The organism is Amycolatopsis sp. VS8301801F10, from assembly GCF_046195355.1.
Taxonomy (GTDB): Bacteria; Actinomycetota; Actinomycetes; order Mycobacteriales; family Pseudonocardiaceae; genus Amycolatopsis.
Window position 1 is genome coordinate 8,800,282 of record NZ_CP176065.1, and the last position, 18,552, is coordinate 8,818,833.

Genomic DNA, 18,552 nt, shown 5'->3' on the forward strand with positions numbered 1-18,552 from the left:
CAGCCTAATGAAGGATCACTGCTGCCAGTGCTCCCAGCCGCCCTGCTGGTCGTACTCCCGTCCGTCCACAGTGACCCCGGAGCCGGGCATGGTGACCACGCCGATCTTGCGCCAGCCGTCCGGCAGGTCGTCGAACGGCGGGAACGTCGCGACCAGCGCGTGGTCCTCGCCGCCGGTCAGCACCCACTGCAGCGGATCCGCGCCGAGCGCGCTGCCGACCTCCTTCAGCCGCGTCGGCACCTCGAGCAGCGCGGTCTGCACGTCGAGCCCGACCTCGGAAGCCGCGGCCAGGTGCGCGAGATCGGCGAGCAAGCCGTCCGAGATGTCCATCATCGCCGTCGCGCCGGCGAGCGCGGCCTGCGGACCGGCCGCGTACGGCGGTTCCGGGCAGCGTTGCGCGTTCACCACGCCGACCGGCGACCGGAAGCCGCGGCGCAGCACCGCGAGCCCGGCCGCGGCCCAGCCGAGCCGTCCGCACACCGCGAGCACGTCGCCGGGACGCGCGCCGGACCGGGTCACCGGTTCGCGGTCTTCGAGGTCGCCCAATGCGGTGACGCTGAGCACGAGCTGGTCCGCGCTCACCAGGTCCCCGCCGGACACTCCGATCCCGGCCGAACCCGCCTCGGCCCACATGCCGTCCATGATCTCGGTCACGACCTGCGCCGGAGTGTCCGCCGGGCACGCGATCCCGACGACCACCGAAGTCGGCTTCGCCCCCATCGCCGCGACGTCGGACAGATTCACCGCGACCGCCTTGCGCCCGACCTGCTCCGGGCTCGACCAGTCGAGCCGGAAGTGCACGCCATGGACCAGCACGTCGGTCGTCACGACCACGCGGCCGTCCGGCGCGGCCAGAACCGCCGCGTCGTCGCCCGGGCCCAGCAGCGTCGACGGCGGCTGCGCGCGTCCTTCGGTGACCCGCCGGATCAGGCCGAACTCGCCTGTCGCGGCCACCGAGTGCTCGTCCGGTGACACCGGTCACCTCCTGTTTCCCTCGCCTGTGTCGGATCGGCCACCGACAATCGGATCCCCTAGGTTTTTCCCAGGGCTGGCGCTACGTTGCCTACACCGTTCCTACCTCGACTCGATCGCCACCGACGAAAGGGCACGCCGTGGTCCACGCATACATCCTCATCCAGACCGAGGTCGGCAAGGCGGCCGCGGTGGCTGCGGAGATCGCCGGGGTCCCGGGCGTGACCAGCTCCGAGGACGTCACCGGCCCGTACGACGTGATCGTGCGCGCCGCCGCGGACACTGTGGACCAGCTCGGCCAGCTCGTGGTCGCCCGCGTGCAGAACGTGGAAGGGATCACGCGCACGCTGACCTGCCCGGTCGTGCATCTCTGAGCCGTGGTCCACTGAGCCGGTGGCAGACACCGACACCGGGGCCCCGCCGAAGGTCGTCCTCGTCACCGCGTCGTTGCTCGTGGCCGCGCTGGCGGTCGCGGTCGCGGTCGTCGCGCTGACGAAGAACTCCTCCGGGCAGCCCGAGCAGAACCAGCCGCTCGCGCTCGTGTCCGTACCCGCGCCGCGGGCCGGGTCGCCGGACTGCGCGAAGCTGATCGCCGGGGTCCCGGGCACGCTCACGTCGAACGGCAAGGAACTCTCGCCGCGCACGCTCGCCGAGCCCGCGCCGAAGGCCACCGTCGCGTGGGGCGAACCGGATCCGGTCGTGCTGCGCTGCGGCCTCGAACGCCCGCCGGAGCTGACCCGGACCGCGCAGCTGCGGGTGGTCAACAAGGTGCAGTGGCTGCAGATCGAGCAGGGCGGCTCGGCCACCTGGTACGCGGTCGACCGGCCGGTGTACGTGGCGCTGACCGTCCCGGCGAGCGCGGGCACCGGTCCGCTGCAGGCCATTTCGGACGCGATCTCGGCGAAGCTGCCGGTCAAGCCTTTGACGTTCTAGCCGCGATCGTTTCCAGCGATTCGCCGGTGGTGCGCGGGCCGAGCACGGCCACGTCGATCATCAGCAGCACCATCGCGCCCGCGACCACGGCGAACATCGTCGTCGCGCCCGCCGAATGCAGGATCGGCAGCAGCACGAACGGCATCGCGGCCGTCGCCAGCCGCGACAGCGCGTAGGCCGAACCGGCCGCGGTGCCGCGCAGCGACGTCGGGAACAGCTCGCCCTGGTAGGTGTGGAAGGCGTTGGAGAAGACGTTGCTGACGGCGGTGTAGCAGAAGCCGAACACCGCGATCAGCACGCCGGAAGTCGCGTAGCCGAAGGCAAGGCCGAACACCGCCATCGCCGCCGCGCTCGCGACGATCAGCCACTTGCGTTCCAGCCGTTCGATGATCGGGATGGACAGCGCCGAGCCGATCGGATAGCCGAGGAAGGTGAGCGCGGCGAAGGTCAGCGAGCTGACCAGGCCGAAACCCTTGGCCGCCAGCACAATCGGCACCAGCGAACCGAAACCGTAGTAGCCGAACGCCTGCAGCAGCTGGAACACGTACAGCATCGCCGTGCGCCGGAACCACGGCGGACGCAGCAACGCCGACGCGCGAACCGGTTCGGGCGCGGGCGGTTCCGGCTCCGGTTCGGGCAACGGCTGCGGCGCGCTCGCTTCGAGCTTGCGCACGATCTCGTCCGCTTCGCCGATTCTTCCTTGCGCGGCAAGCCAACGCGGCGATTCCGGCAGCGTGAACCGCAGCGCCCAGACGATCGCCGCGCCCAGCGCGCCGATCACGAACAGCCAGCGCCAGCCGTCGATGCCGAGCGGCGCGTGGCCGACGAGCGCGCGGGCGAGGAATCCGGCGGCGGGGACGCCGCAGAAGCCGATCGTGTAGGCCCAGGCGGTCGCGCGACCGCGAGCGCGGGCGGGGAGCAGGTCGGCGAGATAGGCGTCGGCGACCGGCAGTTCCGCGCCGATGCCGATCCCGGCGATGAAGCGGCAGATCACCAGCATCCACACGTCGGTGCTGAACGCGCCGAGCAGGGTGAACACCGAGTACAGGCCCAGGGTGAGCAGGAACGCGCGGCGCCGGCCGAGCCGGTCGGCCAGCCTGCCGAGGAACACCGCGCCCACGAACGCGCCGACGAACGCCGACGCCAGGACGTACTTCAGCGTCGTCGGGGTGACACCGAACTCCTTGGTGAGGACGGTGCTGATGGTCGCGGCGAGGAACAGGTCGTAGAGGTCGAAAAAGGTGGCGATGCCGACCACGCCGACGAAGTACCGGTGCCGCCGGGTGACTGGGAGCCGGTCGAGCCGGGAAGCGATCTGCACGCGCTGTTTTCCTTACGACGGGGACCTGCTGGGCTTGTTCGACGGGCATCGTAAGCACACGCGAGCGGCGCCGAGAACTTCGCTCAGCAACCGGCCGCGGGCGGCGTCATGCCGGTCCTCGATCGCCGGTCGAGCAGAGCAGTGACCAGCGCCGACGCGGCGAGCAGGTTCGTTTTCAGGGCAGGCGGCGTGCGCAGTCTGGAGAAGCCGCGGACCCGGTCGATCAGCGCAGGCCGGTGCCCCGGGCGAGCGCGGTGTCGATCAGGGTCGACAGCAGCGTCGGGTAGTCCACCCCGGTCACCTCCCACATCTTCGGGTAGGCGGACTTCGTGGTGAACCCGGGCATCGTGTTGACCTCGTTGATCACCAGGTCGCCCTCCTCGGTCACGAAGAAGTCGACGCGGGCCAGGCCCTGGCAGTCGAGCGCGCGGAACGCCTCGACGGCCATCGCGCGCAGCCGGTCGGCGAGCGCGTCGTCCAGTTTGGCCGGGATGTCCAGTTCGGCGTCCTCGCCGAGGTACTTGGTTTCGAAGTCGTACCAGGCGTCCTCGCCCTCGGCGAGCACCCGGATCTCCGCCGGGAGCGACGCCTCGACGCGGCCGTCCGGGAATTCCAGCACGCCGCATTCGACCTCGCGCCCGCGCACCGCGGCCTCGACGAGCACCTTCGGGTCGGTGCGCCGGGCCAGTTGGATCGCGGCGTCCAGGCCGGCCCAGTCGGCGACGCGCGAGATGCCGACCGACGAACCGGCGCGCGAGGGCTTCACGAACACCGGCAGGCCAAGGCGTTCGCGGTCCGCTTCGGCCAAAGTGGACTGTCCGCGGCGCAGCGCGGCGTAGGTGCCGACCGGCAGCCCCTCCGCGGCGAGCAGCTTTTTGGCATATTCCTTGTCCATCGCCGCCGCGCTGGCGAACACGCCGGGGCCGACGTACGGGATGTCGGCGAGTTCGAGCAGGCCCTGGATGGTGCCGTCCTCGCCGAAGGCACCGTGCAGCACCGGGAAGACGACGTCGACGGTGCCGAGCACTTCGGTGGCCTGGCCCGGGTCGACCGTGCGCAGCTCGCGGCTGGTCGGGTCGCCGGCGAGCACGAGCGCGCGGCCGGACTCGACCGACGGCAGCTCGCGGCCCCGGATGCTGAGCTGCTTCGGGTCGCCGGTGCCGAGCACCCAGCCGCCGCTCGGCGTGACGCCGACCGGGAGCACCTCGAAGCGGTCCGGATCCAGGTTCGAGATCACGCTGCCCGCGGACAGGCACGAGATGGTGTGCTCGCTGCTGCGGCCACCGAACACGACCGCGACCCGGATCTTTTCAGCGCTCATAGCCGGTCACCGTACCGGGTGAGCATCGCCGGCAGCGCGCGCCGGGGGTGTCCGCGCTGGTCGGACGGCGTGCGAGCCCGAGGTCCGAGCCGAGCCGGTCAGCGGAGAAGGTCCACCAGCGTCGGCACCGCGGCCATCAACGCTTCCCGCGAACAACCCGCGTACCCCAGCGCGATGCCGTGCACCGTCGGCGTTCCCGCGAAATGCCGCGCCAGCCCGTCGAGCCGGATCGAATGCCGCTCCGCCGCCGCGATCAGCTCGGCCTCGGCCTCGGCGCTCTCGGCAGGCACGACCAGGTGCGCACCGGCGTCATCGCCGACGAACGGGATCCCGGCGTTCGACAGCGCGGCCACCAGCACCGTCCGGCGTTCGGCCATTTCCCGGCGCAGTTTCCGCAGGTGCCGGCCCAGATCGCCGGTCCGGGCCAGTTCGACCAGCACCCGCTGACCGGCCGGCGACGGACGGGTTCCGGTGAGATCCCGGTACGCCAGAATGGAATCGGCCACCGCGGCGGGCGCGACGAGCCAGCCCGCGCCGAGCGTCGGGGTGAGGATTTTGCTGGTGGTCCCGAGGTGCACGACGACGTCCGGGGCGAGCGCGGCCAGCATCGGCAGCGGGGCGACGTCGAAGCGCAGCTCGCCGTCGTAGTCGTCCTCGATGACCAGCATGCCTTCCGCGCGAGCGCGTTCCACGAGCTGCACGCGGCGGGCCGCGCTCATCCGGCTGCCCATCGGGTACTGGTGCGCGGGCGAGCAGTAAACCGCGCGCGCTCCGGCCGGAATCGCGTCCGGGCGCAGGCCTTCCTCGTCCACCGGCACGCCCACGACGGTGAGCCCGGCCTGCCGGAACGCTTGCACCGCACGTTGATAACCCGGTTCCTCGAAGGCGACGACCGCACCTCGGCGCAGCACCGCGGCGGCGAGTTCCACGACCGCCGCGGTCGTCCCGCCGGTCGCCAGCACCGAGCCCGCGGCCAGACCGCGGTGGCGCAGCAGGTGTTCCGACACAGTCGCGCGGTATTCCGGCAACCCGGCGCGGTGCGCGCGCGTGAGCGGCTCCGGATCGGCGGCCGCACGCCACGCCCGCCGCCAGGCCGCGCGATCGAGCCCGCCCGCCCACGGCGTACCCGGCGCGAGGTCGAGCAGCGGAGCCGATTCGGCCTCGGCGAGCAGAGAACCGGGCACCGTGACGGACGCGGCGGCGCGGGTCGGCGGAGTGGTCACGTAGGTGCCGGAACCGTGCCGGCCGGCGATCCAGCCTTCGGCGTGAAGTTGCTCGTACGCAGCGGAAGTGACCGTGCGCGAGACTCCGAGCCGTTCCGCCAGTGCGCGCGTGGACGGCAGCCGGTCGCCGCCGCGGAGGTGTCCGCCCGCCGCGGCTTCGCGCAGCGCGTCGGCCAGCTGCACGGCCAGCGGGGTGGCCGCTTCGCGGTCGAGACTCACCGGCAGGGCGGTGTCGGCGTAGGACACGGCGGACCTCCGTTCACAGCGAAGTGGACTTCTCAAGTGTAGAAGAAGTGGACATTCAACGTAGCCACTTGCCCGCCGCACACTGAACGCATGAGCAGCCTTTCGCCCACCGAACGCACCACGCTCGGCCGCAAACGCCACCGCGCCGCCAGCGAGCGCGCCGTGCTGCACGCCGTGCTCGACGAGGCGCTGATCTGCCACCTCGGCGTGGTCCGCGACGGCGTCCCGCTGGTGCTGCCCACCGGATACGGCCGCGACGGCGACACCCTGTACCTGCATGGTTCCACGGGCGCGGCCAGTCTGCGAGCCGCCACCGGGGAAACCGACGTCTGCGTGACGGTCACCCTGCTCGACGGGATCGTCTACTGCCGCTCGGTGAACAACCACTCGGTCAACTACCGCAGCGCGGTCATCCTCGGCAAGGCCCGGCTGGTGACCGACCCGGACGAGAAAATGCGCGGCCTGCACGTGCTCACCGACCACCTCTCCCCCGGTTCGTGGGAGCACGCCCGGCCGGTGAACAAGAAGGAATTCGCCGCGGTTTCGGTCCTCGCGCTCGACCTGACGGAAGCCTCGGTGAAACTCCGCGCCGAAGGACCGGACGACGAACCGGAAGACGTCGCCGCCAACGCCGCCTGGGCTGGGGTGCTGCCAGTGCGCACGGTCTTCGGCGAGCCGGAACCCTCCGCCGACCTGCCGCCAGGCTGGACCGTCCCCGAGCACGTCACCGCGCGCGTCACGAAGACAACGGCAGCCGCACGGTAAACACCGTCCGCCCGGGGCGGCTGTCCAGCGAGACCGTCCCGCCGTGCTCCACCACCAGCGAATGCACCACCGCCAACCCCAGGCCGGTGCCGCCCGCGGCGCGGGTCCGGGAGTTGTCGACGCGATAGAACCGGTCGAAAATCCGCTGCTGATCCTCCGCGGAAATCCCCGGCCCGGCGTCGGCGACGGTGGCGACGGCCATTCCGTCCGCCGCCGTCACCGCCAGCTCCACCGGGGTTCCTTCCGCGGTGTGCACGGCCGCGTTCGCCAGCAGGTTGTCCAGGACTTGCCGCAGCCGCGCCGGATCCGCGTGCAGCAGCACGGGTTCCTCCGGAATCGACACCGTCAGCGGATGTCCCGGACGACCGGCCCGGAACGCGTCCGCGGCAGCCGCGGCGACCTCCGTGAGATCCATTCGCCGCGGGCGCACCGGCGGTTCGACATCGCGGGCGTCCAGCCGGGCGAGCAGCAGCAGATCGTCGACCAGCACGCTCATCCGCGCGGTCTCGGCCCGGATTTTCTCCAGGTGCGCCTCGCGTTCCTCCGGCTCGTTCGCGGCGGCGTACCGGAAAAGATCGGCGTAGCCGCGGATCGACGTCAACGGGGTCCGCAGTTCATGCGAAGCATCGGCGACGAACCGGCGCAGCCGATCGTTCGCCTCGGTGCGCGCGGCCAGCGAGGACTCGATGTGGCTCAACATCAAATTGAACGCCGTCCGCAGCTCCTCGACCTCCGCGCCACCGCCAGTTCCGGACGCGCGCACCGGCAACGCCGCGGTCGCGGTGAGATCGTGCGAAGCGATGTCGTGCGCGGTGCCAGCCATGTCCGACAACGGCCGCAAGCCGCGCCGCAGTACGACCCGGCCAGCGACGACGAGAATCGCCAACGCGATCAGGAACGCGATCACTTCGATCAACATCAGCTGCTGCACCGTGTTGTCGAGATCGGCTTGCGGCGCGGCACTCAACAGCACGGTGCCCGCGGTCCCGTTCTGCGACGTCTCCACCGGGCACGCGCGGACGCGGTAGGAACCCTGGCCGGGCAAGGCGATCGTGCGGAAAAGGTCGCCGCCAGTCGCCTCTTCGGCAATGCGCGCCAACGGCCGCACGTCGTTCGGCAAGGTGCTGCCCGGCTGCGGAACGGCGTGTCCCTCCCGCACCTCGAAAACCGCGGAGTACCAGGAGTAGACGACTTCCGGGCTGTCCTTCGACTCGCGCAGATGCGGCACCTGCGCGACCTGGCTCGTCTTGAGCTGCTCGTCGAGCCGCCGGTTGAGGTAGTCGTGCATCAGCTCGACGGTCAGCGCGCCGACGATCGCGAACACCACCAGCGACAGCGCGCCCAGCCCGAACGCCAGCCGCGTGCCCAGCCGCGAAGCGCGCCAAGCCCGGTACCACCGGCGAGCCCAGCGCCCGATCCGGTTCACCGGCCCGCCTGCCGCACGGAATACCCGACGCCGCGCACGGTGTGGATCAGCGGTTCGGCCTCCGTGTCGAGCTTGCGCCGCAACCGGGAGACGGCGAGTTCGACCACATTGGACCGTCCGCCGAAGTCGTACTCCCAGACGTGGTCGAGGATCTGCGCCTTCGTGAGCACCGCCGGCGAGCGCCGCATCAGGTAGCGCAGCAGTTCGTACTCGGTCGGCGTCAGCTCGGCGAGCCTGCCGCCGCGGCGGACTTCGTGCGTCTCCTCGTCCAAAGTGAGATCGCCCACCTGCAGCACGACCGGGCGGGGGTCCGGCTTCTCCGACGTCCGCCGCAGCACCGCGCGCAGCCGCGCCATCAGCTCCTCGACGGAGAACGGCTTGACGAGGTAGTCGTCACCCCCGCGGGTGAGGCCGGCGATGCGGTCGGCGGTCGCGTCCTTCGCGGTCAGGAACACCACCGGGACCGCGTCGTGCTTCTCGCGCAGTTTGTCGAGCACGGTGAAGCCGTCGAAGTCGGGCAGCATGAGGTCGAGCACGACGATGTCGGGAGCGAACTCCGCGGCGCGCGCGAGCGCGTCCGCGCCGCATCCGGCCGTCACGGCCTGCCAGCCCTCGTACCGGGCGACGGTCGCGACCAGGTCGGCGATGTGCGGTTCGTCGTCCACGACGAGCAGCCGCACCGGATTCGGGTTCTCCACCCCGCCATCCTCCGCGACTTCCGCGCGGGCGCGCGAGCCGAACCCCGAGCTGACAGCCACTCGACAGGAAATCCCTCGCGCGCATCGGGCATTCCGGGCAGACTCCGCCCCGGAACCCCTGAGCACAAGGAGCCCGATGACCTCAGTCGTGGACAACATCACCGTCGATTGCGCGGACCCGTGGGAACTGGCCCAGTTCTGGACCAAAGCGACCGGCCGCCCGGTCGGCGAGGACGACCGTCAGGGCGACCCGGAAATCGGCATCACGCTCGACTCCGGCGTCACGCTGCTGTTCATCTCCGTCCCCGAACCCAAGGCGGGCAAGAACCGGCTGCACCTCTGCCTGAAGCCGGAGGACCGGACCCGCGACGAAGAAGTGGACCGGCTGCTCGAACTGGGCGCGACCCTGCACTCCGACCACCGCCGCGAGGACGGCAGCGGCTGGGCGGTTCTCCAGGATCCGGAAGGCAACGAATTTTGCGTCCTGCGCAGCACGGCGGAGAAGGCATGACTGATTCGTTCGAGATCAACCGCGCCAACTGGGACGACCGCGCGCCGATCCACGCGCGCTCGGCGTACTACGAGTTCGACAAGTTCAAGTCCGATCCCGCGCATCTGAGCCAGGTCGTGCGCTTCGACCAGCCCCGCCTCGGCGACGTTTCCGGGCTGCGCACCGTGCACCTGCAGTGCCACATCGGCACGGACACGCTGTCGCTGCACCGGCTCGGGGCCAAGATCTCTGGTCTGGACCTTTCCCCGGCGTCGCTCGCCGAGGCGCGCAAGCTCGCCGAGGCCGCCGGCGCGGACATCGACTACCACGAGGCGAACGTCTACGACGCGGTGGAAGTCTTCGGCGAGAACACGTTCGACCTGGTCTACACCGGGGTCGGCGCGCTTTGCTGGCTGCCGAAGATCTCGCGGTGGGCGGAGGTCGTCGCGCGGCTGCTGCGGCCGGGCGGACGGCTGTTCATGCGCGAAGGCCACCCGATGCTGTGGACGCTCGACGAGGAATCCGAACGCGCGTGGCCGAAGTACGACTATTTCGAGCACGACGAACCGCTTGTGTTCAGCGACGACACCACGTACGTCGACACCGACGAACCAATGCGCACGACGACCACGCACAGCTGGAACCATTCGCTCGGCGAGGTCGTCACCGCGCTGCTCGACCAGGGCCTGATCCTGACCGGCCTGACCGAGCACGACACCGCGGCGTGGAACGCGTTGCCGCACGAGATGGAAGAAGCCGGGGGCGGCGAATGGCGGCTGCGCGACCGCTCGCGCCGGATCGCCGCGAGCTACACCCTGCAGGCGCGGCGCCCCGCATAGAGTGCGGGACATGACTCGCATCGCCGTCGCCGCGCTGGGCGGCACCATCTCGATGGCTCCCGGACGTTCGCTCGAGGACGGCGTCGTACCGCGGCTGAGCGCCGAGGATCTGCTGGGGGAACTGGGTTCCCGGCTGCCGATGGAGGTCACCGCGGCGACGCTGGCCGGACTGTCGAGTTCGTCGATGGACTACGCGACGCTCGCCCGGACCCGGGAGTGGGGCATCGAGCAGATCGAGGCGGGCGCGGACGGTCTCGTGGTGGTGCAGGGCACGGACACGCTGGAGGAAACGGCGTACCTGTTCGACCTCACGTGGCCGTCCGACGCGCCGGTGGTGATCACCGGCGCGATGCGGAACCCGAGCCTGCCCAGCCCGGACGGACAGGCGAACCTCCTCGCCGCGCTCGCCGTCGCCGCCGATCCGCGCAGCCGCGGCCGGGGCGCGCTGGTGGCGTTCAACGACGACGTGCACGCGGCGCGGTGGGTGCGGAAGACGCATTCCAGCCACGTCGAAACGTTTTCGTCGCGGCCGGCGGGTCCGCTCGGCATGGTCGCCGAAGGATCGGTGCACTACTTCCACCCGTCGCCGCCGCGCCTGCCGGTGCTGCCGGGAGCCGGAACCGTCGACCTCGTTCCGCTGCTGGAATCGGGGCTCGAAGACACCGGCGAGCTGCTTTCGCTGGTACTCAAGAACGGCGCGCGCGGCGTAGTGGTGGCCGCCAACGGCGTCGGACACGTGTCGACGGCGACGGCGGACGTGATCGCGGCGGCGGAAGTGCCGGTCGTCATCGCCTCCCGGACCGGTGCGGGCCCGACTTTCCGCAGTACCTACGGGTTCCACGGCTCCGAATCGAGCCTGATCCGGATGGGCGCGACCATGGCCGGCTGGCTGTGCCCGCGGAAATCGCGGGTCCTGCTGCAGGTTCTGCTCGCTGCGGGCGTGAGCCGGGAGGAGATCGAGCGGCAGTTCAGGCAGCGCGGCGACCTCGACTCGTGAGTGTTGATCCCGGTTCTCACCGTGATGAGCACTCACGAGCTCAGAGCTGGCCCGTCCACCGGATTCGCCTGGTACGACCGCATCTGCCGGCCGCCCTGGCGGTAGACGTGCACGCTGATCGCCGGGTCCGGGCCGTCGTTGCGCACCTCGTGCACATAGCCCGGCCCGAACACCCGAGACTGCCCGGCGGACAGCCCGTGCACCTCGGTCACCGCGCGCCCGCCCGGGGCGCGCCGCGCGACGGTTTCGGTCAGCCGCCCGGACACGACGGTGAACGCACCGGTCGAGAAGGCGTGGTCGTGCAGGTCGGTGTGCTGGCCGGGAAGCCAGCTGAGCAGCCAGATCTCCTGGTCGTCGGTGCGTTCGACGAGGGCGGAGAACCGCTGGTCGGGGTCGTAGCGCAGCAGGCTGCCCCAGCGTTCCCGGTCGGCGGCCACGTCGACGGCGACGCGGACCGGGTGGCGCAGGGCGGGGTTCTCGGGACGCAGCAGGGTGTTGTCCGGAACGGCGAACATGAAAAGAAGTCCTCACGGGAAGAAGATGGGTGTCGAACTGGCCGGGGCGGGGTTCACCGACAACAGCGACACGACATGCCCATGACGGGGCGGAGGTCGGCAGACCCCGGCCGCATCGTCATCGCGCACGTCAGCATGCCGCACAGCGAACCAGCCCCGGACCGCCCGGTCAACCCGTCTCACCCGCTGGACCGCCCAGGTGAGCGCGGGTTCACACCCCTGGTGGGCGGCAACGCCGGTCCTCACCGGCGCCAGCACTCACGAGCCCCGGGCCACCGCGCTTCGCCGCCAAGCCCGGCCCGCTCGTCGTGAGCGGCAGTCCCGGTTCTAACCGGGACAAACACTCACGGCCACTCCGGCTTCCGAGACCGTCCCAGCAGCTCCGCGCCCGCCTGCCGCGGGTCGACGCCCTCGTGGCAGACCCGGTACATCGCGTCCGTGATCGGCATGTCGGCCCCGTGCCGCTGCGCCAGTTCGCGGATCGACGAGCACGACGCGACGCCCTCCGCGACCTGGCCGCCGGTCGCCGCCTGCGCCTCGGCCAGGGTTTCGCCGCGGCCGAGCCGTTCGCCGAAGGTGCGGTTGCGCGACAACGGGGACGAGCACGTCGCGACCAGGTCGCCGAGCCCGGCGAGACCGGCGAAGGTCAGCGGGTCCGCGCCGAGTTTCGCGCCGAGCCGCGCCATTTCGGCGAGGCCGCGCGTGATGAGCGTCGCCATCGTGTTCGCGCCGAGGCCCATCCCGGCGGCCATCCCGCAGCTGAGCGCGATCACGTTCTTGCACGCGCCGCCCAGCTCGCAGCCCACCACGTCAGTGTTGGTGTAGGGCCGGAAATACTGGTTCGACGTCGCCTGCTGCACCGCCTTCGCCCGCTCGTGGTCGGCGCACGCGAGCACCGCGGCGGCGGGCTGCCCGGCGGCGATCTCGCGGGCCAGGTTCGGCCCGGACACCACCACGATCTCGCCCGGATCGACCTCGGCGAGTTCGGCGATCACCTCGCTCATCCGCTTCAGCGTGCCCAGTTCCACGCCCTTGGCCAGGCTGACCAGGATCGCCTCGGGCGGCAGCAGCGGCCGCCAGCCGGTGAGGTTCGCGCGCAGGCTCTGGCTCGGCACCCCGAGCACGACCGCCTGCGCGCCGTCGAGCGCCTCGGCCGCGTCGGACGTCGCGGTGATCCGTTCCGGCAACGACGTTCCCGGAAGGTACGACTCGTTGGTGTGCCGTTCCCGGATCTCCTCGGCGACGCTTTCCCGGCGCGCCCACATCGTCACGTCCCGGCCCGCGTCGCCGAGCACCTTCGCGAACGCGGTGCCCCACGAACCCGCGCCGAGCACGGTGACCCGCTGCACGTCGGCGGCGAAACCCGCCATCAGGCACCGTCCTCCGGCTTCTCGGCCTCCGCCTTGGGCTCGGCGGTGATCTCCGCTTTGGCGTCCGCGTCGGCCGCTGCCTTGGTTTCCGCCTTGGTTTCCGGAACAGCGTCCGTCCCCGGCTTCTTCGCCGGCGGTTCCTCCTGCCGGATCTCCGCCAGCAGCCGGGTCACCTCGTCCATCAGCACGGCGGTGACCTCGCGCAGCGTCGAGGCGCTGCGCGGATTCCCGCCCCGGTACGCGGACAGGTCGATCGGATCGCCGACCAGGTGCGTCACCGTCTTGCGCGGGAACGGCGTGAACTTCTTGGTGTAGCCGTTGAAGATCTGGTTCGTGCCCCAGCGCGCGATCGGGATCACCGGCACGTCGTTCTGCAGCGCCAGCCGCGCCGCGCCGCTGTAGGCCTCCTTCGGCCAGCCCAGCGGGTCCTTCGTGATGGTGCCCTCGGGGTAGATCACGATGACCTTGCCCTCCTGCAGCGCCTGATGCGCGGCCTTGAGGCTGTCGCCCGCCGCGCTCGACCCGCGCTCCACCGGGATCTGCCCGGACCCGGTCACGATCCGGCCGAAGACCGGCACGTTCTTCAGGCTCGCCTTCAGGAAGAACCGCGGCACCCGCTTCTGCCGGTGCACGAACACCGCGTCGACCGCCGGGTCCAGGTGCGAGATGTGGTTCATCACCAGCACCGCGGGCCCTTGCCGGGGGATTTTCTCCGCGCCGAGGTACACCCGCTTGCCGATGGCGGTCAGCGGGTAGAACGCGGCGGCGGCCAGCCCCACCCAGAATCCGCCCTTCTCACGCCGTGCCACAGTTCTCCTCCTCGGATCGCCTCTGCTCCGGGTGATCCTGCCGCGCCCCGGTTCGCGCAGTCCAGGGAGGGTGCGCTCACGCACGCGCGCGGCGGGTTTCGGGTAAAGATGGACAGGTGGACGCAGACCTGGTCATGCCGCTGAAACCGCCGGGCGCGGGGAAGTCCCGGCTGCGCGGGGCGGTCGCCGCGCACCGGCACGCGGACCTCGTGCTGGCGCTGGCCTGCGACACGCTGGCCGCGGTCACGTCGGTCGCCCGGGTCCGGCGCGTGCTCGTGGTCACCTCCGATCCGGCCGCGCTGTCCGAATTGGCCGGTCTCGGCGTCGAACTGACCGCCGAACCGGCGGGCGGCGGGCTCAACGACGCGCTGCGGCACGGCGAGCAGCTGCTGCGCACGGACGCGCCGGACGGGGTGGTGGGCGCGCTCCAAGCGGATCTTCCCGCGTTGCGAGCGGTGGATCTGGAGCAGGCGCTGACCGAAGCCGCCGGCCGCCGCGCGATGGTTTCCGACCGCCAGGGCACCGGGACCACGCTGTTGCTGTCCGCGCCGGGGAAACCTCTCGACCCGCGTTTCGGAGCCGGCTCCGCGGAACTGCACCGGGCGTCCGGTGCGATCCCGCTCACCCAGGCCTTGCCGTCGCTGCGCAGCGACGTCGACACCGAAGATGATCTCCGCCACGCCGCGCGGCTCGGTCTCGGGAAGCGCACCGCGGCATTGCTCCCGGCCGATCGGGCGCAATCGCGCTGAGGTGTTCACTCGACCTTCATCGCGGCCTGCGCAAACCGCGGCTTCGTAGTGAACAATGGGCAGCGTGAGCACAGAAGACGGCAGCACTCCGGCCCGGCGGCGCGTGAAAAGCGGCAGCAGCGCAACCCCCTCGTCCCCGGCCCCGCGCACCGCGGGCAGGAAGGCGACCTCGCGCGGGAACGCTGACGCCGCCGCGGCCCGTCGGGCGAAACCCAAGGCGGCTTCGGCGGAGGACAACGCCAAACCGGCCAAGCGCAAAACCTCCTCGAGCGCGCTGCGCACCACGGCGAAGAAACCCGCCGCACCGCCCGCCGTCACCAAAGCCGCCGTCCGGCAGCGCCGGACCACGACGGAGAGCGGCGAAGAATTCCGCTCCGTCCCGTCGGCCCCGCCCGCGGTCACGTCCGCGCCCACCGCCGTCGAATCGCTTCCCGACGACCGCTATTTCAACCGCGAGCTGTCCTGGCTCGACTTCAACGCCCGCGTGCTCGCGCTGGCCGAGGACGAATCGCAGCCGCTGCTCGAACGGGCCAAGTTCCTCGCCATTTTCGCGTCCAATTTGGACGAGTTCTACATGGTCCGGGTCGCCGGGCTGAAACGGCGCGACGAAACCGGCCTGTCGGTGCGCAGCGCGGACGGGCTCACGCCGCGCGAACAGCTGGACTACATCGCCAAGCGCAACCAGGACCTCGTCGAACGGCACACCGCCGCGTTCGAGGAGCACCTGCGCCCGCAGCTGGCCGAGCAGGACATCCGGATCGTCGGCTGGGCCGACCTGTCCGGGGCCGACCAGCTGCGGCTGTCGAGCTACTTCTCCGAGCAGATCTTCCCGGTGCTCACGCCGCTCGCGGTCGACCCGGCGCACCCGTTCCCGTACATCTCGGGGCTGTCGCTCAACCTCGCGGTGACGGTGCGGGATCCGCAGGGCGGGCTCGAACGGTTCGCCCGCGTGAAGGTGCCGAGCAACGTGCCGCGGCTGATGCGCGTGGAAACCGAACGCGGCAACCGGTCCGCCACCTTCCTTCCGCTCGAGGAACTGATCTCCGCGCACCTGAGCGATCTGTTCACCGGCATGGAGGTGACCGAGCACCACGTCTTCCGCGTCACCCGCAACGCCGACTTCGAGGTCGAGGAAGACCGCGACGAGGACCTGTTGCAGGCCTTGGAACGCGAGCTGGCGCAGCGCCGGTTCGGCCCGCCGGTGCGGCTCGAAGTGGCGCAGGACATGAGCGAGCACATGCTCGAACTGCTGCTGCGCGAGCTGGAAGTCGATCCCGAGGACGTCGTCGAGGTGCCCGGGCTGCTCGACCTCACCTGCCTGTTCCAGCTGTCGGCGGTCGACCGCAAGGAGCTGAAGGACCGGCCGTTCGTGCCCGCGACGCATCCGGCGTTCGGCGAACGCGAGACGCCCAAGAGCGTGTTCGCGACGCTGCGCGAGGGCGACGTGCTGGTGCACCACCCCTACGATTCGTTCTCCACGAGCGTGCAGCGGTTCATCGAACAGGCCGCGGCCGATTCGAAGGTGCTGGCGATCAAGCAGACGCTGTACCGGACGTCGGGCGATTCGCCGATCGTGGACGCGCTGATCGACGCCGCCGAGGCGGGCAAGCAAGTCGTGGCGCTGGTGGAGATCAAGGCGCGGTTCGACGAGCAGGCCAACATCACCTGGGCGCGCACGCTGGAACGCGCGGGCGTGCACGTCGTGTACGGCTTGGTGGGCCTCAAAACGCACTGCAAGGTGTCGATGGTGGTGCGGCAGGAGGGTTCGACCATCCGCCGCTACTGCCACATCGGCACCGGCAACTACAACCCGAAGACCGCGCGGCTGTACGAAGACCTCGGCCTGCTGACGGCGGACCCGAGCATCGGCGCGGACATCACCGACCTGTTCAACGTCCTCACCGGCTACTCGCGCCAGGACACCTACCGCACGATCCTCACGTCGCCGCACGGCATCCGCCGCGGCATCGTGCGCGCGATCGGCGAGGAGATCGAACTCGCGCGCGCCGGGCTCGAAGCGGGCATCCGGATCAAGTGCAACTCGCTCGTCGACGAGCAGGTGATCGACGCGCTGTACCACGCTTCGCAGGCCGGCGTTCCGGTCGACGTGGTGGTGCGCGGGATCTGCTCGCTGAAGCCGGGCGTCGAGGGACTGAGCGAGAACATCCGGGTCCGCTCGATCCTCGGCCGGTTCCTCGAGCATTCGCGGGTGTTCCACTTCCGCGCGGGCGGCACGCACTGGATCGGAAGCGCGGACATGATGCACCGCAATCTCGACCGCCGGATCGAGGCGCTGGTGCGGGTCAAGGACCCGAAGCTGACGCGGCAGCTGGACGAGGTGTTCGATTCGGCGCTCGACCCGCACACGCGCTGCTGGGTGCTCAGTTCCTCCGGCGAATGGCAGCCGTTCCCGGCCGCCGGTTCGCAGGTGCGCGACCACCAGCTCGAACTCGCGAAGCGGCACGGGGCCGTCGGATGAGCGTGGACGTCCGGGCCGCCGGCGCGGTGCTCTGGCGGCACGCCGGGGACGGGATCGAGGTCGCCCTCGTGCACCGGCCTCGTTACGGCGATTGGTCGCTGCCGAAGGGAAAGGTCGACCCCGGCGAAACGCTCGCCGCCACCGCGGTCCGCGAGATCGCCGAGGAGACCGGGTTCCGCGCGGTGCTGGGCCGCTATGTGGCGCAGACGACGTACGAGGTGCCGGGGAAGAACGACGGACGGCTGCTGCGCAAGAGCGTCGACTACTTCAGCGCCGAAGCCGTCGCGGGAGCCTTCGAGCCGAACGAAGAGGTCGACGAACTGCGCTGGCTGCCCCCGGTCGAGGCCGAGCGGCTGCTCACGCGCCCGGCGGATGTGCGGGTGCTGCGCGAGTTCTGCGCCCTCCCGCCCGCGCTGACGACGGTGTTGCTGGTGCGGCACGCCAAGGCGGGCAAACGCGAGGACTGGACCGGCGACGACGACCTCCGTCCGCTGTCGGAAGCCGGGCAACGCCAAGCCGCCGCCCTGCGGGACCTGCTGCCGCTCTTCGGCCCCGACCGGGTGTTCTCCGCGCCGCGGCTGCGATGCGTGCAGACCGTCGGCGGAATCGCGGACGCACTCGGCGTCGAGGTGCGGCACGAGCCGTTGCTGTCGGAAGAGGGCTACTGGCCGGACCCGCTGCTCGGAATCCGCCGCCTGCTGACGATCGCCGCCGACGGGGGCACTCCGCTGATCAGCAGCCAGGGCGGCGTGATCCCGGACCTGGTGAGCGCGCTGGCCGACCGGGACGGCCTGGAACTGCCCGCCGCCCGCGACGGGGTGGTGCCGAGCAAGAAGGGCTCGCTGTGGGTCCTGTCGTTCTGTCCCGGCGACGAGGGACCGGTTCTGGTGGGCGCGGATTATTACCCGAGCCCGCTGCCCGCTCCGGTGCCTTCGGCAGGCTGATCTTTTTCGCGGGGCCCGGCGTCGCTTCGGCGATGCCGGGTCCTTCTCGTGAACGCACTTCCACCCCCATTCGGCGGCGGATTCTATAGAGACGGGTATTGCGCCGCGGTTATCTCCGGTCCCGGCATAAGCGACGTCCGAGACCGCCGTGCCGGGGCCCCCATTACCCCCGGCGGGGATTTGTCTCCGGGCGCCGGATTAGCCCTCTCGGACGGTGCGGCGGGAATCCGATTGCCTTCCCCGGCCGCCTCGGCGCAGATGGATCTGTTGTCTTATCAGCAAATTCGGCGAGGTTCTTTCCGGCCCCCGAAGGACCCGCCGACCTCGGAAAACGGTGCCTTCGCGCGGCCACGGCCCACGCTGCTCAGCCCACTTCCGCGAACTGGTCCGCCACCACAGCTGCCTTGCCCGGAAACCCTGCGACCACAACGGCTGGGCCGCCCTTGCCGACCGCC

The 18,552-nt window shown here is 70.9% G+C and carries 18 protein-coding genes; 9 read left to right on the forward strand and 9 right to left on the reverse strand.

The features are described 5' to 3' along the window. Positions 1-15: 15 nt before the first annotated feature. Positions 16-975 (reverse strand): thiamine-phosphate kinase, encoded by a 960-nt coding sequence (locus F9C11_RS40325; RefSeq protein WP_409182581.1) that lies wholly within the window; start codon positions 973-975, stop codon positions 16-18. A 137-nt stretch (positions 976-1,112) separates the two neighbouring features. Here F9C11_RS40325 and F9C11_RS40330 point away from each other — a divergent pair, with 137 nt between their 5' ends. After that, on the forward strand, positions 1,113-1,346 hold the full coding sequence (locus tag F9C11_RS40330) for an Lrp/AsnC ligand binding domain-containing protein (protein WP_009074118.1): 234 nt from the start codon (positions 1,113-1,115) through the stop codon (positions 1,344-1,346). A gap of 19 nt (positions 1,347-1,365) precedes the next feature. Next, positions 1,366-1,905: a DUF3515 domain-containing protein gene (locus F9C11_RS40335; protein WP_409182582.1), complete on the forward strand. Its 540-nt coding sequence runs from the start codon at positions 1,366-1,368 to the stop codon at positions 1,903-1,905. Here F9C11_RS40335 and F9C11_RS40340 read toward each other — a convergent pair. The 3 genes from F9C11_RS40340 to F9C11_RS40350 form a co-directional block, all read right to left on the reverse strand. Beyond that, positions 1,886-3,226 carry an MFS transporter gene (locus F9C11_RS40340; protein ID WP_409182583.1) on the reverse strand — a complete coding sequence of 447 codons (1,341 nt, stop codon included), beginning with the start codon at positions 3,224-3,226 and terminating at the stop codon, positions 1,886-1,888. The genes F9C11_RS40335 and F9C11_RS40340 overlap by 20 nt on opposite strands. A 223-nt stretch (positions 3,227-3,449) precedes the next feature. Next, on the reverse strand, positions 3,450-4,547 hold the full coding sequence (locus tag F9C11_RS40345) for a D-alanine--D-alanine ligase family protein (protein ID WP_409182584.1): 1,098 nt from the start codon (positions 4,545-4,547) through the stop codon (positions 3,450-3,452). Positions 4,548-4,645: 98 nt separating this feature from the next. Then, complete coding sequence (locus F9C11_RS40350) at positions 4,646-6,016, reverse strand: PLP-dependent aminotransferase family protein (protein WP_409182585.1); 1,371 nt, start codon at positions 6,014-6,016, stop codon at positions 4,646-4,648. A gap of 90 nt (positions 6,017-6,106) precedes the next feature. Between F9C11_RS40350 and F9C11_RS40355 the strand changes: the two genes are divergently transcribed. After that, a complete protein-coding gene (locus tag F9C11_RS40355) occupies positions 6,107-6,781 on the forward strand; it encodes a pyridoxamine 5'-phosphate oxidase family protein (protein ID WP_409182586.1) in 675 nt (224 codons plus the stop codon). Here the strand turns inward: F9C11_RS40355 and F9C11_RS40360 are convergent. Together F9C11_RS40360 and F9C11_RS40365 are read right to left on the reverse strand one after the other, a co-directional pair. Then, a complete protein-coding gene (locus tag F9C11_RS40360; protein ID WP_409182587.1) occupies positions 6,753-8,207 on the reverse strand; it encodes a sensor histidine kinase in 1,455 nt (484 codons plus the stop codon). The genes F9C11_RS40355 and F9C11_RS40360 overlap by 29 nt on opposite strands. Beyond that, complete coding sequence (locus tag F9C11_RS40365) at positions 8,204-8,905, reverse strand: response regulator transcription factor (protein WP_409187083.1); 702 nt, start codon at positions 8,903-8,905, stop codon at positions 8,204-8,206. Before F9C11_RS40365 ends, F9C11_RS40360 begins: the two co-directional genes overlap by 4 nt. A 136-nt stretch (positions 8,906-9,041) precedes the next feature. On the opposite strand from F9C11_RS40365, the gene F9C11_RS40370 reads away from it, so the two are divergent. From F9C11_RS40370 to F9C11_RS40380, 3 genes are read left to right on the forward strand one after another with little or no spacing between them, the layout of a single operon-like run. Further along, the gene (locus F9C11_RS40370; protein ID WP_409182588.1) at positions 9,042-9,416 is read left to right on the forward strand and encodes a VOC family protein; all 375 of its coding nucleotides are present in this window, start codon (positions 9,042-9,044) and stop codon (positions 9,414-9,416) included. Next, entirely contained in the window at positions 9,413-10,234 is an 822-nt protein-coding gene (locus tag F9C11_RS40375) for a class I SAM-dependent methyltransferase (protein WP_409182589.1), read from the forward strand. The genes F9C11_RS40370 and F9C11_RS40375 overlap by 4 nt, the downstream gene beginning before the upstream one ends. Positions 10,235-10,244: 10 nt before the next feature. After that, positions 10,245-11,231 carry an asparaginase gene (locus tag F9C11_RS40380; RefSeq protein ID WP_409182590.1) on the forward strand — a complete coding sequence of 329 codons (987 nt, stop codon included), beginning with the start codon at positions 10,245-10,247 and terminating at the stop codon, positions 11,229-11,231. Positions 11,232-11,263: 32 nt separating this feature from the next. Here F9C11_RS40380 and F9C11_RS40385 read toward each other — a convergent pair whose 3' ends face one another. The 3 genes from F9C11_RS40385 to F9C11_RS40395 form a co-directional block, all read right to left on the reverse strand. After that, entirely contained in the window at positions 11,264-11,746 is a 483-nt protein-coding gene (locus F9C11_RS40385) for a cysteine dioxygenase (RefSeq protein WP_409182591.1), read from the reverse strand. A gap of 344 nt (positions 11,747-12,090) precedes the next feature. Continuing rightward, positions 12,091-13,116 (reverse strand): NAD(P)H-dependent glycerol-3-phosphate dehydrogenase, encoded by a 1,026-nt coding sequence (locus F9C11_RS40390; protein WP_409182592.1) that lies wholly within the window; start codon positions 13,114-13,116, stop codon positions 12,091-12,093. After that, a complete protein-coding gene (locus F9C11_RS40395; protein WP_409182593.1) occupies positions 13,116-13,925 on the reverse strand; it encodes a lysophospholipid acyltransferase family protein in 810 nt (269 codons plus the stop codon). The genes F9C11_RS40390 and F9C11_RS40395 overlap by 1 nt, the downstream gene beginning before the upstream one ends. A gap of 116 nt (positions 13,926-14,041) precedes the next feature. Between F9C11_RS40395 and cofC the strand changes: the two genes are divergently transcribed. Genes cofC through F9C11_RS40410 form a run of 3 tightly spaced genes read left to right on the forward strand, consistent with a single transcriptional unit; the run spans position 14,042 to position 18,097 of the window. Beyond that, entirely contained in the window at positions 14,042-14,674 is a 633-nt protein-coding gene (gene cofC, locus F9C11_RS40400) for a 2-phospho-L-lactate guanylyltransferase (RefSeq protein ID WP_409182594.1), read from the forward strand. 55 nt (positions 14,675-14,729) lie between these two features. Continuing rightward, positions 14,730-17,153, forward strand: coding sequence for an RNA degradosome polyphosphate kinase (locus F9C11_RS40405; RefSeq protein ID WP_409182595.1), 2,424 nt, complete (start codon positions 14,730-14,732; stop codon positions 17,151-17,153). Then, positions 17,150-18,097, forward strand: a complete 948-nt coding sequence (locus F9C11_RS40410; RefSeq protein WP_409182596.1) for an NUDIX hydrolase — start codon at positions 17,150-17,152, stop codon at positions 18,095-18,097. The genes F9C11_RS40405 and F9C11_RS40410 overlap by 4 nt, the downstream gene beginning before the upstream one ends. Positions 18,098-18,552 lie beyond the last annotated feature (455 nt).